Consider the following 21,689-nt stretch of genomic DNA (forward strand, 5'->3'; position numbering starts at 1 on the left):
AACCGTCATGACTGCCCCCCACGCTTCTTCCAATTTCGATCAGGCCGAGCTGGACAAGTTCGCCGCGCTGGCCAACCGCTGGTGGGACGCCGACGGCCCGCAGAAGCCGCTGCACGCACTGAATCCGGTGCGCCTGCAGTACGTTGCCGACCGCGCGCCGCTGCGAGGTGCGCGCGTGCTCGACATCGGCTGCGGTGGCGGGCTGCTGAGTGAAGCGCTGGCCCACGCCGGTGCCGAAGTGACCGCCATCGACCTGGCACCGGAGCTGGTCAAGGTTGCGCGCCTGCATGCCCTGGAAAGTGGCGTCAGCGTCGACTACCGGGTGCAGGCCGCCGAGGACCTGGCCGCCGAACAACCGGGCAGCTTCGATGTGGTGACCTGCATGGAAATGCTCGAGCACGTGCCCGATCCGGGCGCGATCATCGAGGCCTGCAAGCGCCTGCTGAAGCCGGGTGGCCATCTGTTCCTGTCCACCATCAACCGCACCGTAGCCGCATTCGCCGTGGCCATCGTCGGTGCCGAGTACGTGGCACGGCTGCTGCCCAAGGGCACCCACCACTACCAGGAATTCATCAAGCCGGCCGAGCTGGCGCGTTGGCTGCGCGAGGCCGACCTGCAGCTGGCCGATGTCAGCGGCATGGCCTATGAGCCGTGGCGCAACCGCGCCCGCCTGAGCAGCCGCACCGACATCAACTACCTGGCCCATGCGGTCAAGGCACCGTGACCGCTGCCGTGTTCCCGCGTGCGGTGCTGTTCGACCTGGACGGTACGCTGCTGGACAGCGCCCCGGATTTCGTCGCCACCCTTGATGCGATGCTGGCCGAGCGCGGTCGCGCACCGATCGATCCGGCGCAGTTGCGGCCAGTGGTGTCCAAGGGTTCACGGGCGATGGTGTCGGCCGCGTTTCCAGAGCTGGAAGCGGCCGAGCGCGATGCACTGATTCCCGAGTTCCTGCAGCGCTACGAAGCCTCGATCGGCCAGCATGCCGTGCTGTTCGACGGCGTCGCCGGCATGCTCGGTGCGCTGGACGAAGCCGGCACCGTGTGGGGCATCGTCACCAACAAGCCCGAATACCTGGCGCGGCTGATCGTGCCGCAGTACGGCTGGCAGCAGCGCTGCGCAGTGCTGGTCGGGGGTGACACCCTGGCCGAACGCAAGCCGCATCCGTTGCCGCTGCTGCACGCCGCGCAGCTGATCGGCATCGCAGCGGAAGACTGCGTGTACGTCGGCGACGATGAGCGCGACATCATCGCCGCGCGTGCTGCCGGCATGCCGTCGGTGGCGGCGCTGTGGGGCTACCGCCTGCACAGCGATGACCCGTTGGCCTGGCAGGCCGATGTGCTGGTCGAGAACGCCGGACTTCTGCAACTGGCCAGTCTCTGGCCGAACCGGCCGGCGACCCCGGCCCAGCCGTAAGGAACAACGTAGTGAGCAGTACCGCGCTGGATAGTTTCCTCGACAAGTGGCGCAGCCGCTGGCCGGAATGGTCGGTGGCCGAGCCGTTCGTGGCCGAACCGCAGCGCCATGTGGCGCTGGCGTGGTTCGCGCTGCTGCAGGAATTCGACGACATGCTCAACACCGCTGGCGACCCGCTGCCGGCGGACGCCAAGCTGGCGTGGTGGGGCGAGGAACTGCGCAGCTGGGCCGCGCAGCGTTCGCGGCATCCGCTGGGACGCGTGCTGGAGCCGGTGCGGGCACCGTGGGTGCAGCTGGCCGAGGCGCTGCCGGATCTGGTCGAGGCGCGCACCGTAGCGCTGGACGCTGCCGGCGCCGAACGCGCACTGGGCAACTATGCCGACGCGGTGGCTGCGGTCGAGGTCGTGGTGTTTGCCGACAAGCCGCGCAAGGGGGCTGGCCATGCCGTGCTGCTGCAGACCCTGGCCCAGCGCCTGCAGGACGCTGGCGTGGCCGGGGTTCCGCGCAGCCTGCTGGACGAAGATGCCGGCAACGCTGCACAGCGTTGGGCGCAGCAGTTGCTGAAAGGGTGGGGCACCCGCGTGCCCGGTCCACGTGCACGCCGGGTGTGGTCGAGCCTGGCGCGTGCACGTCTGGCGGCGCAGGCCGCCGGCAAACCGATTGAAGCCACGCCCGTGCGCACGTTGCTGCGCGTGTGGTGGGCCGCGCGCGGCTGAGCCATCACATGGTAGTGCCGGCCGCTGGCCGGCAATCCGCATAGGTCGCTGAACACCATGAGGTTGCCGGCCAGCGGCCGGCACTACCGTTACTTGCGCTCCAGCACCAGCAGCGGATCGATGCGGGTGTCGAACCAGTTCATGCCCCAGTGCAGGTGCGGCCCGGTGGCACGGCCGGTGGCGCCGACGGCGGCGATCACCTGGCCCTGTTCGACGCGATCACCGACCTTCACGTCGATGCGCGACAGGTGCAGGAAATTCGAACTGACGCCGAAGCCGTGGTCGAGCAGCAGCGTGCCACCGGTCAGGTACAGGTCCGGCCCAGCGAACGTCACCACACCGGCCGCCGGTGCCTTCACCGGGGTGCCGGTCGGCACTGCGATGTCCATGCCGGAGTGGCCGGCACCGGGCTGGCCGTTGTACACGCGGGCGTTGCCGAAGCGGCCGCTGATGCGGCCCTGCACCGGCCAGATGAAGGTCTGGGTGAAATCGGTGCGGTTGTCGTCGCGCGCACGCGCAGCGGTGACCTGCGCCTGTTCGCGCTTGATGCGCTCGGCGATGGCCGGCGGCGGATTGACCGTCTTCGGCGGTACGCCGTTCACCCGCTCGGTCGGCCAGTCGCGTGGGGTCACGGCGATGGCGGCCGTCTCGCTGCTGCCATCCGGTCGGCGGATCTGCACCTGCAGCGGGCCCTTCTCATCGCGACCGATGCCGAACACCACGCTGCCGTAGCTGCTCACGCGCAGGTCGCGGCCTGCATAGCGCACGCTGCTGCCGGCGGGAACCTTGCCGATCACCAGCGCGCCCTGCGACGCGCTGGCCGGGAACACCACGCGGCTGTCGATCAGGTCGCCGATGCCGTCCTGTGCCTGGGCCGCGGGTGCGGAGAACAGGGGCGCTGCCAGCAGCAGTGCCGCGAACATGAGTGCCGGACGCATCAGCGGTCGTAGGTCATGCGCTGGCCGGCGGGCTCGCCCACCAGCGTGCTGCCGTCCCACACCAGCTGGCCATTGACCCAGGTGGAGGCCACGCGCGAACGGAACGTGGTGCCCTCGAACGGCGACCAGCCGCACTTGGACAGCACGTCCTCGCGCTTGACCGTGAACGGCACATCTTCCACCAGCACCAGGTCGGCGAAGTAGCCTTCGCGCAGGAAGCCACGCTCTTCCACATCGAACAACTGGGCCGGGGCATGGGCGAATTTCTGCACGACCTGCTCGCGGGTCAGCTTGCCTTCGTGCACGCGTTCCAGTGCGGCAACCAGCGCGTACTGCACCAGCGGCAGGCCGGACGGAGCCTGCGCATAGGGCTTCTGCTTCTCTTCCCAGGTATGCGGGGCGTGGTCGGTGGCCAGCACGTCCAGCACGTCGTCAGCCAACGCGGCGGTGATCGCCTCGCGATCGGCCACGTCCTTGATCGCCGGATTGCACTTGATCAGGTTGCCCTTGGTCGCATAATCCGGGCGGGCGAAGTGCAGGAAGTGCACGCAGGTCTCGGCGGTGATCTGCTTGCGGCTGCCATCAGCGCGGATCAGCGGGCCCTTCTCGAACAGCGCCAGTTCGTCGGCGGTGGAGATGTGCAGCACGTGCAGGCGGGTGCCGTGCTTGCGCGCCAGCGACATGGCCAGCCGCGTCGACTTGATGCAGGCCTCACGCGAACGGATGTCCGGGTGCATCTCCGGGGTCAGTGCGTCGCCGTACTTTTCCTGGAACGCTTTCAGGTTGGCATCGATCATCGGCGTGTCTTCGCAGTGCGTGATGATCGGGGTGGGGCACTCGCGGAAGATCGCGTCCAGGGTTTCGGGGTTGTCGACCAGCATGTTGCCGGTGGACGCGCCCATGAACACCTTCACGCCCGGCGCCTTCTTCGGATCGAGCGCACGGATGGCGTCGAGGTTGTCGTTGCTGGCACCGTGGTAGAAACCGTAGTTGGCCCAGGCACGGCCGCGCGCCAGCTCGTACTTGGCTTCCAGGATGGTCGAATCCAGGGTCGGCGGGTTGGTGTTGGGCATGTCCATGAAGCTGGTCAGGCCACCGGCCACGGCCGCGGCCGATTCGCTGGCGATGTCACCCTTGTGGGTCAGGCCGGGTTCGCGGAAATGCACCTGGTCGTCGATCATCCCGGGCAGCAGCCAGCGCCCGGCCGCATCCACCACCTGTTCGCCATCACGCGGAGTCAAACCCTTGCCGATCTGCGCGATGCGGTCGTTCTCGATACGCAGGTCGCCTTCGAAGGTGCGGCCTTCGTTGACCAGGCGGGCATTGGTGATGAGCGTGGAGGACATGTCAGTGTTTTCCTGTGCAACGGCAAGAGGGGGCGTTGGGAGAGTCGGGCACTGGATCGAAGCCGCCGGGATGGAACGGATGGCAGCGGCCCAGCCGTCGCGCCGCCAGCCAGCTGCCGCGCAGCGGGCCGTGCCGGGAGATGGCATCCATGGCGTATTCAGAGCAGCTCGGCACGAAACGGCAGCGAGGCCCCAGCAGGGGGCTGATGAAGCGCTTGTAGAAGCGCAGCACGGCGATGAGCAGGCGCGAGATCACGCAGTCATCTTAAGCCAGTTGGCATGAAGGCCGCATTTGTGCAGGATGGGTCGTTGGTCGCATGTCGTAGATGGCCTGCGACCGCTAGCGGCACCCCTCCAGGTGCCGGACAGGTTCCGTACCGCGCAAGGCGGTCCGTGTTCGTCGGACCGCACCTTGGACCCGTTGACTCCTGGACTGAATGGAGCGGGCCCCCAAGGTTGCTGCTGCGGGTCGGGTAGGCTATAAAGGCCCGCTTTCCCGGGCCCCGGGGAATCCAAGGAAGAGCGTTTCGTGGCTGCTAAAAAAACTGCAAAGAAGGCCGTCAAGGCCGCCAAGAAAACCGCCAAGCCTGTTGTGAAGAAGTTGGCGGCCAAGCCCGTTGCCAAGAAGCCGGCCAGCAAGCCGGCGACCAAGGCGGCATCCTCACAGCCGGCGGCCAGGAAGGCCACCGCAAAGAAAGCGCCGGTGAAATCCGGCAAGCCGGCAGTGGCGAAGAAGCCCGCTGCGCCGGTCAAGGCCAAACCTGCCGCTGCCAGCAAGAAGGCGCCGGTGGTGAAGAAGGTTGCCAGCAAGGCTGCGCCGGTGAAGAAGGCCGCTGCCAAGCCGGCACCGAAGAAGGCAGCAGCCAAGCCGGCGCCGAAGGCGGTGGTGAAGAAGGTTGCCGCCGCGCCTGCTGCCAAGCCGGCAGCAAAGAAGGTGGCGCCTGCCAAGCCGGCACCGGCCAAGAAGGTTGCCAAGAATGTCGCCCCGCCGGCCGCCAAGCCGACGCCGGCCCCTGTAGTGAAGTCCGCACCGAAGCCAGCTGCGAAGCCGGCCCCGGCCAAGTCTGTCCCGGCCAAGACCGCGGCAGTGGCGGCAGCCAAACCGGCCCCCAAGCCGGCCCCGGCCGCCGCTTCTGCAGCATCGACCGCCCCGCAATCCAAGAATCCCGTGCCCGTTTCGAAATCGCCTGCCAAAACCGCCGTGAAATCCGATTCCGCTCCGAAGACCGTGACCCGCCCCGTGGGCAAGGTCGCCGTGGCCGTTGCCGCCCGTTCGACGGCACCTGCGCCGCGCAGCAAGTACAAGGTCGTCGAATACAAGACCGACGAGGCCACTGGCCGCCCGATCCTGCCGGCAGGCTACAAGCCGGCCTCGGACGAGGAGTACATGAGCCCGCTGCAGCAGGAGTACTTCCGTCAGCGCCTGCAGAACTGGCGCGCCGACCTGGTGGAAGAGTCCAAGCAGACCATCGAGAACCTGCGTGAGGAAGTGCGTGACATCGGCGATGAAGCCGAGCGCGCGACCCGCGAAACCGAGAACTCGCTGGAGCTGCGCACCCGTGACCGTTACCGCAAGCTGATCGGCAAGATCGACAGCACCCTCAAGCGCCTGGAAGCAGGCGATTACGGGTACTGCGTGGACACCGGTGAAGAGATCGGCCTGGAGCGCCTTGAAGCGCGCTTGACCGCCGAGCGCACCATCGACGCCCAGGAGCGTTGGGAGCACCTGCAGAAGCAGCAGGGCGACTGATTCCGGTTCGTTGTGATGTCATGCAGAAAGCCCGGCTTCGGCCGGGTTTTTTGTTGGGTGATGGTTGGCTGCGTAGAGCGGCGCCTTGGTTGTTCCGTGAGCGAGCGGGCGGGTCACCCGGGCCAGGACACGCCGTAAACCCATCCCTGGGGGCTCGGCCGCGCCATCCATGGCGCGAACGGTCCTGGCCCGGGTGACCCGCCCGCTCCAGACAGTTCCCGAGTGCGGCCGCTGTAGAGCCGAGCCCACGCTCGGCTCAGGCCGAAGCCGGCGGGTAGGGAAGAGCAAGAGCAAGAGCAAGAGCAGCTAAGCATGGCTTGGCTCTACCAGGAGCGGCCATGAGTATGCTCGCGGCTGTTGGGTCCGCCTTGTAGCGAGCCGAGCACCGCAGGGGAATCAGGGGCGAAGAGGCGCCGCTGTTTGAGCGCAGCGAGTTCGGTGCCGTCCCCTGATTCACCGAGGAGCGCAGGGCACCGGTGCGCAGCACCGGCTCGCGGATGGCGGCGCGTTTCTTTGGTTACTTTCTTTGCGCGCGCAAAGAAAGTGACACCCCGCCGCGGTCGCGGAAAGCGCCCGCCGGGCATGGCCCGGCGCTACCGGCGCGTGTGCGCACGGAAATCCGCTCTATTGCAGATCGCGCAGATTCAATTTCCGCAGCGTCGGGTTCTTCCATGCAGTGACCCCGGCCACGCTCAGCACCGCGAATCCGCCCAGTACCACCGCCGGTACCAGCCCCAGCACCTTGGCCATGGTGCCGGCATAGAACGCGCCCAGTTCGTTGGACGAACTGATGAAGATGCCGTTGATCGACGATACCCGGCCGCGCATCTCTTCCGGCGTGGCCAGCTGCAGGATGGTGGAGCGGATCACCACCGACACGCCGTCGAAGGCGCCGTAGAACAGCAGGATCAACGCCGACAGCCAGAAGTGCTGGGACAGGCCGAAGCCGATCACGCACAGGCCGAAGCCGGCGACCGCGAACAGCAGCACCCGACCGGCATTACGGTGCAGGGGGTGGCGCGCCAGCCACAGGCCCACGCACACCGAACCCAGTGCCGGCGCCGCGCGCAGGATGCCCAGGCCCTCCGGGCCGTGATGCAGGATCTCGTGCAGGAACGCCGGCAGCATCGCCACCACACCGCCCAGCAGTACCGAGAACATGTCCAGCGCCATGGCGCCGACCATGATCCGGTTGCCGACCACGAAGCGCGCGCCTTCGGCAATGCTCTTGAAGATCGGGGCGGCTGGGCCGGCATGCACCGGCTCTTCCACCTTCAGCGTGGCCAGGCAGCCCATCGCCAGCAGCGCGAAGGCCGTGGCCACCGCATAGGACAGGCCCTTGCCACCGAAGCCGACCAGTACGCCACCCAGTGCCGGGCCGGCGATCATGCCAGCCTGGAACACCACGGCGCCAAGGCCGGCGCCACGGGCGAAGTGCTCGCGTGCCAGCACGCGGGCGAACAACGCGTTGTAGATCGGCGACAGGAAGGCACGGACCATGCCGGTCAGTGCGATCGCCGCATAGATCGGCCACACGCCCTCAACCGGCAGCCAGCCCTTGGCCACGCTGGTCAGCACCAGCGCGGTGGCGACCAAGCCGGAACAGGCGACCATGCCCAGCTTGCGGCGCGGCAGATGATCCACCAGATAACCGGCGAACGGGGCCACGCAGAAGAACGGCAGCACCTCGGCCAGGCCGATCAGGCCCAGCGAGAACGGATTGCGGGTGACTTCGTAGATGTGCCAACCGACGGTGACCGCGACCACCTGGTAGGACAGCATCGCGAAGATGCGATACGCCAGCAGCCTGGCGAAACCGGGCCGGGACAGCAGGCCCAGCGCGGTGTCTTCGGCCGTGGCGGGCTCGCTCACGACGGATCGCGCTGCAGCTGGGCCTGCGCGGTCTCGCGGATGAACGCCAGCATCGCCGCCACGCCGTTGCTGCGGGTCGGCGACAGGTGGCGGGCCAGGCCGATATCCTGGATATAGCTGGGTTCGGTGGCCAGGATCTCCTGCGCGGTGCGCCCGGAGTACACGCGCAGCGCCAGGAAGATCAGGCCGGAGACGATGGCCGAATCGCTGATGGCGTGGAAGCGCAGCGACTGCGCGTTGCCTTCCGGCACGATCCAGACCATCGACTGGCAACCGAGCAGCCGGTGCTCTTCGGTCTTCCACGCGTCCGGGAAGGCGGGCAGCTTGCGGCCGAGGTCGATCAGGTACTGATAGCGCTCGGACCAGTCGCCGAAGAAACCGAATTCCTCGGCGATGGCCGTCTGTGCCTCGGCGGCGGTGGGTTCAAGCGGGAACGGGGAGTCGATCACAACAGTCTCTACAGTAGGGAGCGTGGCCGGCGGACCGGCCACGGGGCAGGGCAGGTCAGCCGCGCTTGCGCGACCAGCGCACGCCCTGCGGGGTGTCTTCCAGCACGATGCCTTCGGCGGCCAGCTGGTCGCGGATGGCGTCGGAACGAGCGAAGTCACGTGCCTGCTTGGCTGCCGCGCGTTCGTCGATCAAGCCCTGGATACGCGCATCGTCGTCGCTGTCGCCGGCGGCGTTGCCGAACCATTGCGCCGGATCGGCCTGCAGCAGGCCCAGGGCGAGGCCGGCGCCAAGCAGTTCACTCTTCAACCGTGCGCGTTCGCCAGGATCGGTGGCGCGGCGCGCTTCACCGGCGATACGGGCCACTTCGGCCAGCGCCTGCGGCGTATTGAGATCGTCATCCAATGCCGCTTCGATCTCTGCCGGGATCACCGCGGTGGCGGCAACGTCGGCCAGCTCGCGCAGGGTGCCGTACAGGCGGTCGAGGGTGCGGCCGGACTGTTCGATCAGCGCATCGGACCAGTCCAGCGGCTGCCGGTAGTGGGCCGACAGCAAGGCCAGGCGCAGCGCCTCGGGGGCATGCCTGCGGACCAGGTCGTGGACGCGCTCGATGTTGCCGATCGACTTGCTCATCTTGGCGCCGCCGAAGTTGAGCATGCCGTTGTGCAGCCAGAAGCGCGCGAACACCTTGCCGCCGTGCGCGCACTCGCTCTGTGCGATCTCGTTTTCGTGGTGCGGGAACTGCAGGTCGACGCCGCCGGCATGGATGTCGATGGTCTCGCCCAGGTGCGCGGCGGCCATCGCCGAGCATTCGATGTGCCAGCCCGGACGGCCGCGGCCCCAGGGCGATTCCCAGCCCGGCAGGTCGTCGCTGGACGGCTTCCACAGCACGAAGTCGCCGGGGGCGCGCTTGTAGGGAGCGACCTCGACCCGGGCGCCGGCCAGCATCTCGTCCGGATCGCGGCGCGACAGCTTGCCGTAGCCCTCGAAACTGCCGACGGCGAACAGCACGTGGCCCTCGGCGGCGTAGGCATGCCCGCTGCTGACCAGCTGCTCGATCATGGTGATGATCTGCGCCATGTGCGCGGTCACTTCCGGCTCGATGTCCGGCGGCACCACGCCCAGCGCGGCCATGTCTTCACGGTAGGCAGCAGCGAAACGGTCGGTGATGGTGCTGATCGGCACGCCCTGCTCGCGCGCGGCGGTGTTGATCTTGTCGTCCACGTCGGTGATGTTGCGGGCGTAGCGCAGGGCACCGAAGCGCCGCCGCAGCAGGTCGGCCAGCACCCCGAACACCACCGGCCCACGGGCGTTGCCGATGTGCACGTAGTTGTAGACCGTCGGGCCGCACACATACAGGGTCGGACAGGCCGGATCGAGCGGAGTGAACGGTTCGAGCTGGCGAGTCAGGTTGTTGTGCAGGCGCAGGGTCATGGGTCTGTGACTGGGGGACAAGCCTGTGATTTTAGAACGTGTCGGGGCCCTTTGGGGGGACCGTTGCCACCGGTGGACGTCACCGGCGGCCGGGGTGGGGTGGGCAGGAACGGCGCGGACGGGTAATGTTCAGCCCCTTGCGGTCACCACTGCCTACACTATTGCCGTGTCCCTGCTCCCTCCGCCAATGAAAACCACCGCGTTGCTGACCCTGGCCTGCCTGTCGGCGCTGCCCGCCGTGGTCCTGGCCCAGGAGGCCGAGCCGCGCAACCGGGTGGTGATCGTGGAGAACGTGAAGTTCGACTACGCCCAGGTGCTCAACGTGGAGCCGGTGTTCCAGACCCTGCGTGCCACCCGCACCGAGGAGCACTGCGAGCCGGTCTCGACCCGTACCCTGGCCCCGGTCAATGTCACCGGCGAGGAGCCGGTGGAGGACAAGGGCCGCATCGGCCGCCTCTGGGATTCGGTTCGCTCGATGTTCAAGCGCAGCGACGAGGAGGTGCTGGAGGAACTGCCGGCCGAAGCCCCCGCCCCGGCGCCGGCCAACACGGGCCCGATGCTGACCCGGGACTGTCGTATCGTGCCCGTCGGACGCGAGTTCCGCCGCCCCATTGCCTATGACGTGGACTATGTCTACAAGGGCACCAAGTACCGTTCACGGCTGCCGGAAGACCCGGGCAACCGGCTGAAGATCCGGGTTTCGATCACCCCTTGGGTGGGCCCGGAGCAGGCTGCCGCCGGCACCCCCTGATTCTGCGACGCCGGCCTCTTGCGCCGGCCCCGGCCGCATGTAAAGATTGCCGACCAATGAAGCTCACCGACTTCCAGCACGACAGCAGCGCCGCCCGCCAGGCCACTGGCATGACGTCGCGTGCCCGTCGACCGGAACCCCACATTCTCGCTGGGTAATCCGGAGCTTTCTGCTGTTCGTCCGAAAAAAACCCAGCCCGCCGGCTGGGTTTTTTCGTTTCCGCGTTCTGAAAGCTTCATCTGCAACCTTTTCGTACCACCCTGGTTTCCGGTTTTCCCTTCCACCTTCCACCGCGTCGACCCTCGGCGCCGCTCATGCAAGGAATGATGATGTCCCCCAAGCACTTCCTGAACACCCAGGACTGGAGCCGCAGCGAACTTGACGCGCTGCTGACCCAGGCTGCGCTGTTCAAGCGCAACAAGCTCGGCGACCAGCTCAAGGGCAAGTCGATCGCGCTGGTGTTCTTCAATCCGTCCATGCGCACCCGCACCAGTTTCGAGCTGGGCGCGTTCCAGCTCGGTGCCCACGCAGTGGTGCTGCAGCCGGGCAAGGATGCATGGCCGATCGAGTTCAACCTCGGCACGGTGATGGACGGCGATACCGAAGAGCACATCGCTGAAGTAGCCAAGGTGCTCGGCCGCTACTGCGACATCATTGCCGTGCGCGCGTTCCCGAAGTTCGTCGACTGGGCCTACGACCGCCAGGACGTCGTGCTCGAGAGTTTCGCCAGATACTCGCCGGTGCCGGTGATCAACATGGAGACCATCACCCATCCGTGCCAGGAACTGGCGCACGTGATGGCCCTGCAGGAGCATTTCGGTACCCAGGACCTGCGCGGCAAGAAGTACGTGCTGACCTGGACCTACCACCCCAAGCCGCTGAACACCGCAGTGGCCAACTCGGCGCTGACCATCGCCACCCGCATGGGCATGGACGTGACGCTGCTGTGCCCGACCGCCGACTACATCCTCGACGAGCGCTACATGGGCTGGGCCGAGCAGAACGTGGCCGAGAGCGGTGGTTCGCTGAAGATCAGCCATGACATCGACAGTGCCTATGCCGGTGCCGACGTGGTCTACGCCAAGAGCTGGGGCGCGCTGCCGTTCTTCGGCAACTGGGAGCCGGAGAAGCCGATCCGCGACCAGTTCAAGCACTTCATCGTCGACGAGCGGAAGATGGCCCTGACCAACAACGGCGTGTTCAGCCACTGCCTGCCGCTGCGTCGCAACGTCAAGGCGACCGACGGCGTGATGGATTCGCCGCAGTGCATCGCCATCAACGAAGCCGAGAATCGCCTGCATGTGCAGAAGGCGATCATGGCTGCTGTTGCCGGCCGCTGATTTCCGTACGTCGTTCACGCATTCCAGACAATCCGCCGGGCATGGCCCGGCGCTACCAGGACATACCCCCCCATGAGCAACAAAGACGTCGTTCTCGCCTTCTCCGGCGGCCTTGATACCAGCTTCTGCGTGCCGTACCTGCAGGAGCGCGGCTACAACGTGCATACCGTGTTCGCCGATACCGGCGGCGTGGATGACGAAGAGCGCGATTTCATCGAGAAGCGTGCCGCCGAGCTGGGTGTCACCAGCCACCAGACCGTCGATGGCGGTCCGGCCATCTGGTCCGGCTTCGTCAAGCCGTTCGTGTGGGCCGGCGAGGGCTACCAGGGCCAGTACCCGCTGCTGGTGTCGGACCGTTACCTGATCGTCGATGCCGCGCTCAAGCGCGCTGCCGAACTGGGCACCAACATCATCGCCCACGGCTGCACCGGCATGGGCAACGACCAGGTGCGCTTCGACCTGGCAGTGAAGGCCCTGGGTGACTACCAGATCATCGCGCCGATCCGCGAGATCCAGAAGGAACACACCCAGACCCGCGCCTACGAGCAGAAGTACCTGGAAGAGCGTGGCTTCGGCGTGCGCGCCAAGCAGCAGGCCTACACCATCAACGAGAACCTGCTGGGCCTGACCATGTCCGGCGGCGAGATCGATCGTTGGGAAGCACCGGGCGAGGGCGCCCGTGGCTGGTGCGCGCCGCGCGCCGAGTGGCCGGAACAGGCGCTGACCGTCACCCTGAAGTTCGTCGAAGGCGAAGCTGTCGAGCTCGACGGCAAGGCACTGCCGGGCGAGCAGATCCTGGCCCAGCTCAACAAGCTGTTTGCCCCCTACGGCGTCGGCCGTGGCGTGTACACCGGCGACACCGTGATCGGCCTGAAGGGCCGCATCGTGTTCGAGGCACCGGGCCTGGTCTCGCTGCTGGCCGCGCACCGCGCGCTGGAAGATGCGGTGCTGACCAAGCAGCAGAACCGCTTCAAGCCGGACGTGGCCCGCAAGTGGGTGGAGCTGGTGTACGAAGGCTTCTACCACGACCCGCTGAAGACCGACATCGAAGCCTTCCTGAAGTCTTCGCAGGCCAAGGTCAACGGCGAAGTGGTGCTGGAAACCCGTGGCGGCCGCGTCGACGCCGTTGCGGTGAAGTCGCCGCACCTGCTCAACACCAAGGGCGCCACCTATGCGCAGTCGGCCGACTGGGGCGTGGAAGAAGCCGAGGGCTTCATCAAGCTGTTCGGCATGAGCTCCACCCTCTACGCGCAGGTCAACCGCTGAGCGGTTGACCACGCTTTCCACCTCAACCCCGCGCCGTTGGCGCGCCCCCTTCAACAAGAAGGGGGCTCTCCACCAGACGCGTTCCGGTAGCGCCGGGCCATGCCCGGCGGAATTCCACAGGAACTGTTGATTCATGCTTGAACAGACGCTCGATCACCTGCAGGCACTGGTGTCCTTCGACACCCGCAACCCGCCGCGTGCGATCACCACCGGTGGCATCTTCGATTACCTGCGCGACAACCTGCCCGGGTTCAATGTGGAGGTGATCGACCATGGCGCCGGCGCGGTCAGCCTGTATGCCGTGCGCGGCACGCCGAAGTACCTGTTCAACGTGCATCTGGACACCGTGCCGGACTCGCCGCACTGGAGTGCCGACCCGCACGTGATGCGCCGCCTGGACGACCGCGTGGTCGGCCTTGGCGTGTGTGACATCAAGGGCGCGGCTGCGGCGCTGGTGGCGGCCGCCAATGCCAGTGATGGCGACGCGGCCTTCCTGTTCTCCAGCGATGAAGAAGCCAACGATCCGCGCTGCATCGCGGCGTTCCTGGCCCGGGGCATTGCGTACGAAGCGGTGCTGGTGGCCGAACCGACCATGAGCGAGGCGGTGCTCGCGCATCGTGGCATCAGCTCGGTACTGATGCAGTTCGCCGGCCGTGCCGGCCATGCGTCGGGCAAGCAGGATGCAGCCGCCAGTGCGCTGCACCAGGCGATGCGCTGGGGCAACCGCGCGCTGGACCATGTCCAATCGCTGGCCTCGGCACGCTTCGGTGGATTGACCGGCCTGCGCTTCAACATCGGGCGCGTGGAAGGTGGCATCAAGGCCAACATGATCGCACCGGCGGCGGAAGTGCGTTTTGGTTTCCGGCCGCTGCCGTCGATGGATATCGATGCGCTGCTGGCGACCTTTGCCGGCTTCGCCGAACCGGAAGCGGCGCTGTTCACCGAAACCTTCCGTGGCCCCAGCCTGCCGGCAGGGGATATCGCCGAAGCCGAGCACCGCCGCCTGCTGGCGCGCGACGTGGCCGACGCGCTGGACCTGCCGATCGGCAACGCGGTGGACTTCTGGACCGAGGCGTCGCTGTTCTCGGCCGGTGGCTACACCACGATGGTGTTCGGTCCGGGCGACATCGCCCAGGCCCACACCGCCGATGAGTTCGTGACGCTGGAGCAGCTGCAGCGCTACACCGATGCCGTACACCGGATCATCGCCGCCGGCGCCTGATCGACCCACAACGCCGCTGCGCTTCTGCGCGGCGGAACTGCAACGCGGCGACCGCCGCCTGTGACGAAACCGAAATGTCTCCTGCCCTCCAGCCCCACCGCCAGACCCGCCAGACCATCGTGCGCCTGCTTTCGAGCATGGCCAGCGCGAAGGAGATCAGCCAGTACCTCAAGCGCTTTTCGCAGCTGGACGCCAAGCGCTTCGCCGTGGTCAAGGTCGGCGGCGCGGTGCTGCGCGACGATCTCGACGCGCTGACCTCCTCGCTGTCGTTCCTGCAGGAAGTCGGCCTGACCCCGATCGTGCTGCATGGCGCCGGCCCGCAGCTGGATGCGGAACTGTCGGCCGCCGGCATTGAAAAGCAGACGGTCAACGGCCTGCGGGTGACCTCGCCGGAAGCGCTGGCGATCGTGCGCCGGGTGTTCCAGCAATCCAACCTGCGCCTGGTCGAAGCGCTGCAGCAGAACGGTGCGCGCGCCACCTCCATCACCGGCGGCGTGTTCGAGGCGGAGTACCTGGGCCTGGACACCTACGGCCTGGTCGGCGAGGTGAAGAAGGTCAACCTGGCGCCGATCGAGGCCAGCCTGCGTGCCGGCTCGATCCCGGTCATCACCAGCCTGGGCGAGACCGCCGGTGGGCAGATCCTCAACGTCAATGCCGACTTCGCCGCCAACGAACTGGTGCAGGAGCTGCAGCCGTACAAGATCATCTTCCTGACCGGTACCGGCGGCCTGCTGGACGAGCAGGGCAGCGTGATCGATTCGATCAACCTGTCCACCGAGTACGACCACCTGATCGCGCAACCGTGGATCCACGGTGGCATGAAGGTGAAGATCGAACAGATCAAGTCCCTGCTGGACCGGTTGCCGCTGGAATCGTCGGTGTCGATCACCCGGCCGGCCGACCTGGCCAAGGAACTGTTCACCCACAAGGGCTCGGGAACGCTGGTGCGCAAGGGCGAGAAGGTGCTGCGTGCAACCGCCTGGAGCGAGCTGGACCTGCCGCGCCTGAAGGGCCTGATCGAATCCAGTTTCGGCCGCACCCTGGTGCCGGACTATTTCGAGAGGACCACGCTGCTGCGCGCGTACGTCAGCGAGAACTACCGCACGGCGGTGATCCTCACCGATGAGGCCGAGGGCGTGTACCTGGACAAGTTCGCCGTGCTCGATGATGCGCAGGGCGAAGGGCTTGGCCGCGCGGTCTGGAACGTGATGCGCGAGGAAACCCCGCAGCTGTTCTGGCGCTCGCGCAACGGCAACCCGATCAACCACTTCTACTACGCCGAGTCCGATGGCTGCTACAAGCAGGGTCATTGGAAGGTGTTCTGGTACGGTGCCGATGGCATCGACCGGATCAGGACCTATGTCGACCACTGCGCGGTGCGTGCGCCGAGCCTGGAGGGCTGAGCGCGATGAACCACGCAGACTGGACCCGGGTACCCACGTTGACCGGCACGCATGCGCGGCTGGAACCGCTGCAGATGAGCCACATCGACGGCCTGCGCGGCGCGTTGGGCGAAGGCGCGCTGTCCAGGCTCTGGTACACCCAGGTGCCCGATGCGAAGGCCATGACCGGCTATGTGCAGGCCGCGCTGCAGGCACAGGCCGAAGGCAAGGTGCTGCCATTCGTGGTGTTCGATGCCAACGACCAGATCGTCGGCACCACCCGTTACTACGATCTGCAACCGGACGTACCGCGGCTGAGCATCGGCTACACCTGGTATGGCGAATCGGTGCAGCGCACCGGGGTCAACTCCGAAACCAAGCTGATGCTGCTCAGCCATGCCTTCGAGCGGCTGGAATGCCTGAGCGTGGTGTTTGAAACCAGCTGGTTCAACTTCACCTCGCGCACCGCGATCGCACGCCTGGGCGCCAAGCAGGATGGCGTGCTGCGCAATCACCGCCGGCATCCCGACGGCACGCCGCGCGACACCGTCATCTTCTCCATCATCGATGCGGAATGGCAGGGCGTGAAACGCCACCTGCAGCACCGCCTCGATTCGCACGCATGAGCACGCACGCATGAGCACTTCCTCCTCGTTCACCGTCGGCATCGTCGGCGCCCGCGGCCATACCGGCGCCGAGCTGATCCGCCTGGTGGCAGCGCATCCGAACCTGCAGCTGGGCTTCGTGTCCTCGCGCGAACTGGCCGGGCAGCGCGTGTCCGACCACTACCCGCAATGGCAGGGCGAACTGCAGTTCGAGAATCTCGACGCCGACGCCGTTGCCGCCAAGGGCGTGGACGCGGTGATCCTGGCCCTGCCCAACGGCCTGGCCGCGCCGTTCGTGGCGGCGCTGGAAACGGCGAAGCCGGACACGGTGATCGTCGACCTGTCGGCCGACTACCGTTTCGACAACACCTGGTACTACGGCCTGCCCGAGCTTACCCGCAGCCGTTACCGCGGACAGAAGCACATCAGCAACCCCGGCTGCTATGCCACCGCGATGCAGCTGGCGATCCATCCGCTGCTGGATCTGCTGGCTGGTCCGCCGCAGTGCTTCGGCGTGTCCGGCTACTCGGGTGCGGGCACCTCGCCGTCGGACAAGAACAACGTTGAACTGCTGGCCGACAACCTGATGCCGTACGCGCTGACCAACCACGTGCATGAGCGCGAGGTTTCCGTGCAGCTGGGCGTGGCGGTCGAATTCATGCCGCACGTCGCGCCGCATTTCCGTGGCATCACCCTCACCGCCAACCTGTGGTTGAACCGCGTGCAGACCCGCGAGCAGATCGTCGAGCGCTTCCAGCACGCCTACGCCGGTGAAGCACTCATCGAGGTCGTGGACGAGGCGCCGTGGGTGAGCCGCATCGCTGGCCGCCACGGTGCCCAGGTCGGTGGCTTCACCCTGGCCCCGGGCGGCAAGCGGGTGGTGGTGGTGGCGACCCTGGACAACCTGCTCAAGGGCGCGGCCACCCAGGCCATGCAGAACCTCAATCTTGCGCTGGGCATCGACGAACTGACGTCGATCCCGCACTGAAACCGTACAGGAGCTCCCCATGGCAGACCTTCTTTGGCAGAAGCCAGGCGTCGCTGTCGATGCCCAGATCCAGACCTTCCTCGCCGGCGACGACGTGATCCTCGATCGCGAGTTCTTCCTGCATGACATTGCTGCCAGCGCCGCGCATGCGCAGGGCCTGCAGCACATCGGCATCCTCAGCGCCGACGAACTGGCCGGGTTGCTGCGTGAACTTGAGGTGCTGGCGCAGGACTTCCGCGAAGGCCGCTTCGTACTGGATACGCAGTATGAGGATGGCCATTCGGCGATCGAGGCACGGTTGACCGAACGCCTGGGTGATGCCGGCCGCAAGATCCACACCGGCCGCAGCCGCAACGACCAGATCCTGGTCGCCACCCGGTTGTGGTTGAAGGAAAAGCTGCAGCGCGTGGCGCAGGTCAGCGCCGAAGTGGCAAAGGTGGCACTTGACCGTGCGCAGGCCGAGCAGCATCTGCCGATTCCCGGTTACACGCACATCCAGCGTGCCGTGGTGTCCTCGGCCGGCATGTGGTGGGCCGGTTGGGCCGAAGCCTTCATCGACAACGCCGTGCGTGCCCGCGATACCCATGCACTGGTCGATGCCAATCCGCTTGGCACCGCCGCCGGTTACGGCGTGAACCTGCCGCTGGATCGCGAGCACACCACCGCCGCGCTCGGCTTTGCGCGCATGCAGATTTCGCCGATCTACGCGCAGCTGTCGCGTGGCAAGTTCGAACTGGCTGCGCTGGAAGCGCTGGGCGGCGCGACCCTGGACCTGCGCCGCATTGCCTGGGACCTGTCGCTGTTCACCAGCGCCGAATTCGGTTTCGTCGCGTTGCCGGCGCAGTACACCACCGGCAGTTCGATCATGCCCAACAAGCGCAATCCGGACGTGATCGAGCTGATGCGGGCGACCCATGCCAGCGTCGCCGCTGCACGCACCGAAATCGAGCAGCTGCTGTCGCTGCCGTCGGGCTACCACCGCGACCTGCAGTCGTCCAAGGGCGCCATCTTCCACGGCTTCGGGCGCGGCCTGGCCGCGCTTGAACTGCTGCCGGCGCTGCTGGCCAACCTGGAATGGCGCGATGACAAGCTGCGTGCAGCGATCGATTCGGGGATGTATGCCACCGATGTCGCGGTGGAAGCTGCGGTAGCGGGCGTACCGTTCCGCGAGGCCTACAAGGCTGCTGCTGCCGGTGCCGACAGTGCCGGGCAGGGGCGCACGCCGGAAGGCAGCCTGGCGGCGCGCGTATCGCCGGGTTCGGCGTCGGACCTGCGCCTGGATGAACTGCGCGCGCGCTGGCAGGCGCTGTCCTGATGGCCGGCACCGTCTACCTGGTGCTGGCGATGCGCCTGCCGGGCTTCACCGACGCCGTGGTGCAGCCGCACCGCGACTTCCTCGATGCGTTGCAGGCCGAGGGCCGGCTGCAGCTGACCGGCGGCTTTGCCGACGGCAGCGGTGGCGCCTATGTCCTGTGCAACCTCGACAGCCTCGCGCAGGCGCAGGCCATCGTCGCCACCGATCCGCTGGTGACGATGCAGGCATCGGCGCTGAGCGTCCATGAATGGAATACCCGCTGAGGCGCCCCTGATGACTGTCCACGCCGCCCACGTTGCATCGCCGTTCCCCGAACAAGCGCTGCCGTCGTGGCGGCGCGCCGTGCTCAAGGTTGGCAGCAGCCTGCTGGCCGCCGACGGTGGTGGCCTGTCGCCGCGCCACGCGCTGGGCCTGGCCCAGTTCGTTTCGGCCAACGTGCTGGCCGGGCGCGAGGTCGTCATCGTTTCCTCCGGCGCGGTCGCTGCCGGCCGCGCGATCCTGCCCCGGGCCGATGAACCCGGTGCTGCGATGGCGGCGCGGCAGGCGTTGGCGGCCCTGGGCCAGGCGCAGCTGATCGGTCTGTGGCAGCGCTTCTTCGAGCGCCCGGTGGCGCAGGTGCTGCTGACCCATGACGATCTGCGCAACCGCCGCCGCTATCTCAATGCGCGGGCAACCCTCAACGAGCTGCTGCGGCTGGGCGCGCTGCCGGTGGTCAACGAGAACGACACCGTTTCGGTGGATGAGCTCAAGCTCGGTGATAACGACAACCTGGCCGCGACGGTGGCAGCGCTGGTCGATGCCGATGCGCTGTTCATCGCCACCGACATCGACGGTCTCTACAGTGCCGATCCGCGCACGCATGCCGATGCCCGGCCACTGCATGAAGTGGCCGAGTTGAACGATGCCGTGCTGGCGATGGCTGGCGGCGCCGGTTCGGTCGCCGGTACCGGCGGCATGCGCACCAAGCTGGAGGCCGCAGCCAAGGCCGGCCGTGTTGGCATCGAAACCTACCTGTTCAACGGCCGCAGTGGCGAGGTGGTGCGCGCGCTGGCGCAGGATCGCCTGTTCGGCACCCGTATCCATGCAGCACGCAGCCGTGAGGCGGCCCGCAAGCACTGGCTGCGCCACGCTCCGCTCGCCGAAGGCGCGATCCTGATCGATGCCGGCGCCGCCCAGGCGATGCGCGAGAAGGGGGCATCGCTGTTGCCCGGTGGCATCACCGGTGCCGACGGCGCGTTCCGGCGCGGTGACATGGTGCAGGTATGCTGGAACACCGACGCCGGCCGGGTGTGCGTGGCCCGTGGAGTGAGCCAGTACGCCGCCGATGACGTGCGCCGCATTGCCGGCCGCCACACCCGCGACATCCAGACCGTGCTCGGCTACAACTACGGCGGTACCGTCGTCCATCGCGACGATCTGGTGCTGCCATGAACCTACTGCAGGATATGCCGATGAGTGAGATCGAATCGCAGGCCCGTGCCTGCCGCGACGCGGCCCAGGTGGTTGCCGGCCTGGACAGCGATGCGCGCAGGGCACTGCTGCAGGCGATGGCGCAGGCGCTGGAGGTCAATGCCGGACAGATTCTTGCAGGCAATGCACGCGACCTGGCCGCCGCCCGCGACAAAGGCGTGGGCAGCGCGATGCTCGACCGCCTGGCACTTGACCCCGCGCGCCTGCTGGCGATGGCCGACGCCGTGCGCGAGGTGGCCGGCCTGCCGGACCCGGTCGGGCAGGTGACCCGCGACGACGTGCGTCCGAACGGCATCCGCGTACAGAAAGTGCGCGTGCCGCTGGGAGTGATCGCGATGATCTACGAAGCTCGCCCGAACGTGACCGCCGAAGCCGCCGCGCTGTGCCTGAAGGCGGGCAACGGCGTGATCCTGCGTGGCGGCTCGGAGGCGATCCATTCCAATACCGCCATCGCCCAGGCGTTGGCGGGGGCATTGAAGGCCAACGGCGTGCCCCCTGCCGCTGTGACGGTGCTGACCGACCTGCGTCGCGAAGCAATGCTGGAACTGCTGCAGCTGCACGAGCTGATCGACCTGGCCATCCCGCGCGGTGGCGAAGGCCTGATCCGCTTCGTCGCCGAGCACGCACGGGTCCCGGTGATCAAGCACTACAAGGGCGTCTGCCACCAGTTCGTCGATGCCAGTGCCGATCTCGACAAAGCAGTCGATCTGCTGGTGGACGGCAAGTGCAGTCGCCCGTCCGCGTGCAATTCACTGGAAACCCTGCTGGTGCACCGGGACATTGCCGCAGTGTTCCTGCCGCGTGCTGCACAGGCGCTGGCCGAACGTGGCGTGCAGCTGCGCGCAGACGAGCGCGCGCAGCCATTGCTGCCGGGGAGCACCGCGGCCAGCGAAGACGACTATGCCGCCGAATTCCTTGATCTGGTACTGGCGGTCCGCGTGGTCGACGATCTTGATGCAGCGATCGCGCACATCCGTACCTATACCTCCGACCACACCGAAGTGATCGCCACTGAAGACGTAGCCAGTGCCGAGCGTTTCGTCAGCGCATTGCGCTCGGCGGTGGTGATGGTCAACGCGTCTTCGCGTTTTTCCGATGGTGGCCAGCTTGGCCTCGGCAGCGAGATCGGCATCTCCACCACGCGCCTGCACGCCTATGGCCCGATGGGGCTGGAAGCGCTGACAGTCGAACGGTTCGTGGTGCGCGGCGAAGGCCAGGTCCGAAGGTAGGGTCACAGCCGGGCTGCGCCCGGCACCCGCAGAGGCCACGGCAACAGCCGAAGCAACAGCCGAAGCAACCGCAAATGCAACGGCAACAGCGGGGTTCCTGCGGGATGGCGGGGTGGGTCCGGTTGCGGGGGACGCTGCAAGTACGTCCATGTAAGCTCGGTCGCGCCATCCATGGCGCTCACACCCCCGCAACCGGACCCAC

The 21,689-nt window shown here is 67.1% G+C and carries 21 protein-coding genes; 15 read left to right on the forward strand and 6 right to left on the reverse strand.

Features of this window, described 5'->3' with window-relative positions:
- The first annotated feature begins 7 nt into the window (after positions 1–7).
- The 3 genes from ubiG to ABIA73_RS07900 are packed head-to-tail and all read left to right on the forward strand — an operon-like array spanning position 8 to position 2,132.
- A complete protein-coding gene (ubiG, locus tag ABIA73_RS07890; protein WP_354275616.1) occupies positions 8–724 on the forward strand; it encodes a bifunctional 2-polyprenyl-6-hydroxyphenol methylase/3-demethylubiquinol 3-O-methyltransferase UbiG in 717 nt (238 codons plus the stop codon).
- Positions 721–1,416: a phosphoglycolate phosphatase gene (locus ABIA73_RS07895; protein WP_025876402.1), complete on the forward strand. Its 696-nt coding sequence runs from the start codon at positions 721–723 to the stop codon at positions 1,414–1,416. Before ubiG ends, ABIA73_RS07895 begins: the two co-directional genes overlap by 4 nt.
- 11 nt (positions 1,417–1,427) lie before the next feature.
- The gene (locus ABIA73_RS07900) at positions 1,428–2,132 is read left to right on the forward strand and encodes an isoprenoid biosynthesis enzyme family protein (protein WP_025876404.1); all 705 of its coding nucleotides are present in this window, start codon (positions 1,428–1,430) and stop codon (positions 2,130–2,132) included.
- An 89-nt stretch (positions 2,133–2,221) separates the two neighbouring features.
- Here ABIA73_RS07900 and ABIA73_RS07905 read toward each other — a convergent pair whose 3' ends face one another.
- From ABIA73_RS07905 to yidD, 3 genes are read right to left on the reverse strand one after another with little or no spacing between them, the layout of a single operon-like run.
- Positions 2,222–3,070 carry a M23 family metallopeptidase gene (locus ABIA73_RS07905; RefSeq protein WP_032978712.1) on the reverse strand — a complete coding sequence of 283 codons (849 nt, stop codon included), beginning with the start codon at positions 3,068–3,070 and terminating at the stop codon, positions 2,222–2,224.
- Positions 3,070–4,416 carry a dihydroorotase gene (locus tag ABIA73_RS07910; protein WP_032978714.1) on the reverse strand — a complete coding sequence of 449 codons (1,347 nt, stop codon included), beginning with the start codon at positions 4,414–4,416 and terminating at the stop codon, positions 3,070–3,072. The genes ABIA73_RS07905 and ABIA73_RS07910 overlap by 1 nt, the downstream gene beginning before the upstream one ends.
- A 1-nt stretch (position 4,417) precedes the next feature.
- Complete coding sequence (gene yidD / locus ABIA73_RS07915) at positions 4,418–4,672, reverse strand: membrane protein insertion efficiency factor YidD (RefSeq protein WP_025876410.1); 255 nt, start codon at positions 4,670–4,672, stop codon at positions 4,418–4,420.
- 273 nt (positions 4,673–4,945) lie between these two features.
- Between yidD and dksA the strand changes: the two genes are divergently transcribed.
- Entirely contained in the window at positions 4,946–6,166 is a 1,221-nt protein-coding gene (gene dksA / locus ABIA73_RS07920) for an RNA polymerase-binding protein DksA (RefSeq protein ID WP_025876412.1), read from the forward strand.
- A gap of 624 nt (positions 6,167–6,790) precedes the next feature.
- Here dksA and ABIA73_RS07925 read toward each other — a convergent pair.
- Genes ABIA73_RS07925 through cysS form a run of 3 tightly spaced genes read right to left on the reverse strand, consistent with a single transcriptional unit; the run spans position 6,791 to position 9,919 of the window.
- Positions 6,791–8,038, reverse strand: coding sequence for an MFS transporter (locus ABIA73_RS07925; RefSeq protein WP_025876414.1), 1,248 nt, complete (start codon positions 8,036–8,038; stop codon positions 6,791–6,793).
- Positions 8,035–8,487, reverse strand: a complete 453-nt coding sequence (locus ABIA73_RS07930) for a SufE family protein (RefSeq protein ID WP_025876416.1) — start codon at positions 8,485–8,487, stop codon at positions 8,035–8,037. The genes ABIA73_RS07925 and ABIA73_RS07930 overlap by 4 nt, the downstream gene beginning before the upstream one ends.
- 55 nt (positions 8,488–8,542) lie before the next feature.
- The gene (gene cysS / locus ABIA73_RS07935; protein WP_025876418.1) at positions 8,543–9,919 is read right to left on the reverse strand and encodes a cysteine--tRNA ligase; all 1,377 of its coding nucleotides are present in this window, start codon (positions 9,917–9,919) and stop codon (positions 8,543–8,545) included.
- Positions 9,920–10,106: 187 nt separating this feature from the next.
- Between cysS and ABIA73_RS07940 the strand changes: the two genes are divergently transcribed.
- The 11 genes from ABIA73_RS07940 to ABIA73_RS07990 all read left to right on the forward strand — a co-directional run bounded on the left by ABIA73_RS07940 (position 10,107) and on the right by ABIA73_RS07990 (position 21,487).
- Positions 10,107–10,670: a glycine zipper 2TM domain-containing protein gene (locus tag ABIA73_RS07940; protein WP_025876420.1), complete on the forward strand. Its 564-nt coding sequence runs from the start codon at positions 10,107–10,109 to the stop codon at positions 10,668–10,670.
- Between the two features lie 329 nt (positions 10,671–10,999).
- Positions 11,000–12,010 (forward strand): N-acetylornithine carbamoyltransferase, encoded by a 1,011-nt coding sequence (locus ABIA73_RS07945; protein WP_025876421.1) that lies wholly within the window; start codon positions 11,000–11,002, stop codon positions 12,008–12,010.
- A 72-nt stretch (positions 12,011–12,082) separates the two neighbouring features.
- On the forward strand, positions 12,083–13,276 hold the full coding sequence (locus tag ABIA73_RS07950) for an argininosuccinate synthase (RefSeq protein ID WP_025876423.1): 1,194 nt from the start codon (positions 12,083–12,085) through the stop codon (positions 13,274–13,276).
- Between the two features lie 133 nt (positions 13,277–13,409).
- The gene (locus ABIA73_RS07955) at positions 13,410–14,498 is read left to right on the forward strand and encodes an acetylornithine deacetylase (RefSeq protein WP_025876425.1); all 1,089 of its coding nucleotides are present in this window, start codon (positions 13,410–13,412) and stop codon (positions 14,496–14,498) included.
- 74 nt (positions 14,499–14,572) lie between these two features.
- Positions 14,573–15,901: an acetylglutamate kinase gene (locus ABIA73_RS07960; RefSeq protein ID WP_025876427.1), complete on the forward strand. Its 1,329-nt coding sequence runs from the start codon at positions 14,573–14,575 to the stop codon at positions 15,899–15,901.
- Positions 15,902–15,906: 5 nt separating this feature from the next.
- Positions 15,907–16,506 (forward strand): GNAT family N-acetyltransferase, encoded by a 600-nt coding sequence (locus ABIA73_RS07965; RefSeq protein ID WP_025876429.1) that lies wholly within the window; start codon positions 15,907–15,909, stop codon positions 16,504–16,506.
- Between the two features lie 10 nt (positions 16,507–16,516).
- Positions 16,517–17,473 carry an N-acetyl-gamma-glutamyl-phosphate reductase gene (argC, locus tag ABIA73_RS07970; RefSeq protein ID WP_033831570.1) on the forward strand — a complete coding sequence of 319 codons (957 nt, stop codon included), beginning with the start codon at positions 16,517–16,519 and terminating at the stop codon, positions 17,471–17,473.
- A gap of 19 nt (positions 17,474–17,492) precedes the next feature.
- Positions 17,493–18,788 (forward strand): argininosuccinate lyase, encoded by a 1,296-nt coding sequence (gene argH / locus ABIA73_RS07975; RefSeq protein WP_033831569.1) that lies wholly within the window; start codon positions 17,493–17,495, stop codon positions 18,786–18,788.
- The gene (locus tag ABIA73_RS07980) at positions 18,788–19,051 is read left to right on the forward strand and encodes a YciI family protein (RefSeq protein WP_025876435.1); all 264 of its coding nucleotides are present in this window, start codon (positions 18,788–18,790) and stop codon (positions 19,049–19,051) included. Before argH ends, ABIA73_RS07980 begins: the two co-directional genes overlap by 1 nt.
- 10 nt (positions 19,052–19,061) lie before the next feature.
- Complete coding sequence (gene proB, locus ABIA73_RS07985; protein ID WP_025876437.1) at positions 19,062–20,219, forward strand: glutamate 5-kinase; 1,158 nt, start codon at positions 19,062–19,064, stop codon at positions 20,217–20,219.
- Positions 20,216–21,487, forward strand: a complete 1,272-nt coding sequence (locus ABIA73_RS07990) for a glutamate-5-semialdehyde dehydrogenase (protein WP_354275617.1) — start codon at positions 20,216–20,218, stop codon at positions 21,485–21,487. Before proB ends, ABIA73_RS07990 begins: the two co-directional genes overlap by 4 nt.
- Positions 21,488–21,689: the final 202 nt, after the last annotated feature.

The organism is Stenotrophomonas sp. 2694, assembly GCF_040548715.1.
GTDB classification, from domain to species: domain Bacteria; phylum Pseudomonadota; class Gammaproteobacteria; order Xanthomonadales; family Xanthomonadaceae; genus Stenotrophomonas; species Stenotrophomonas indicatrix.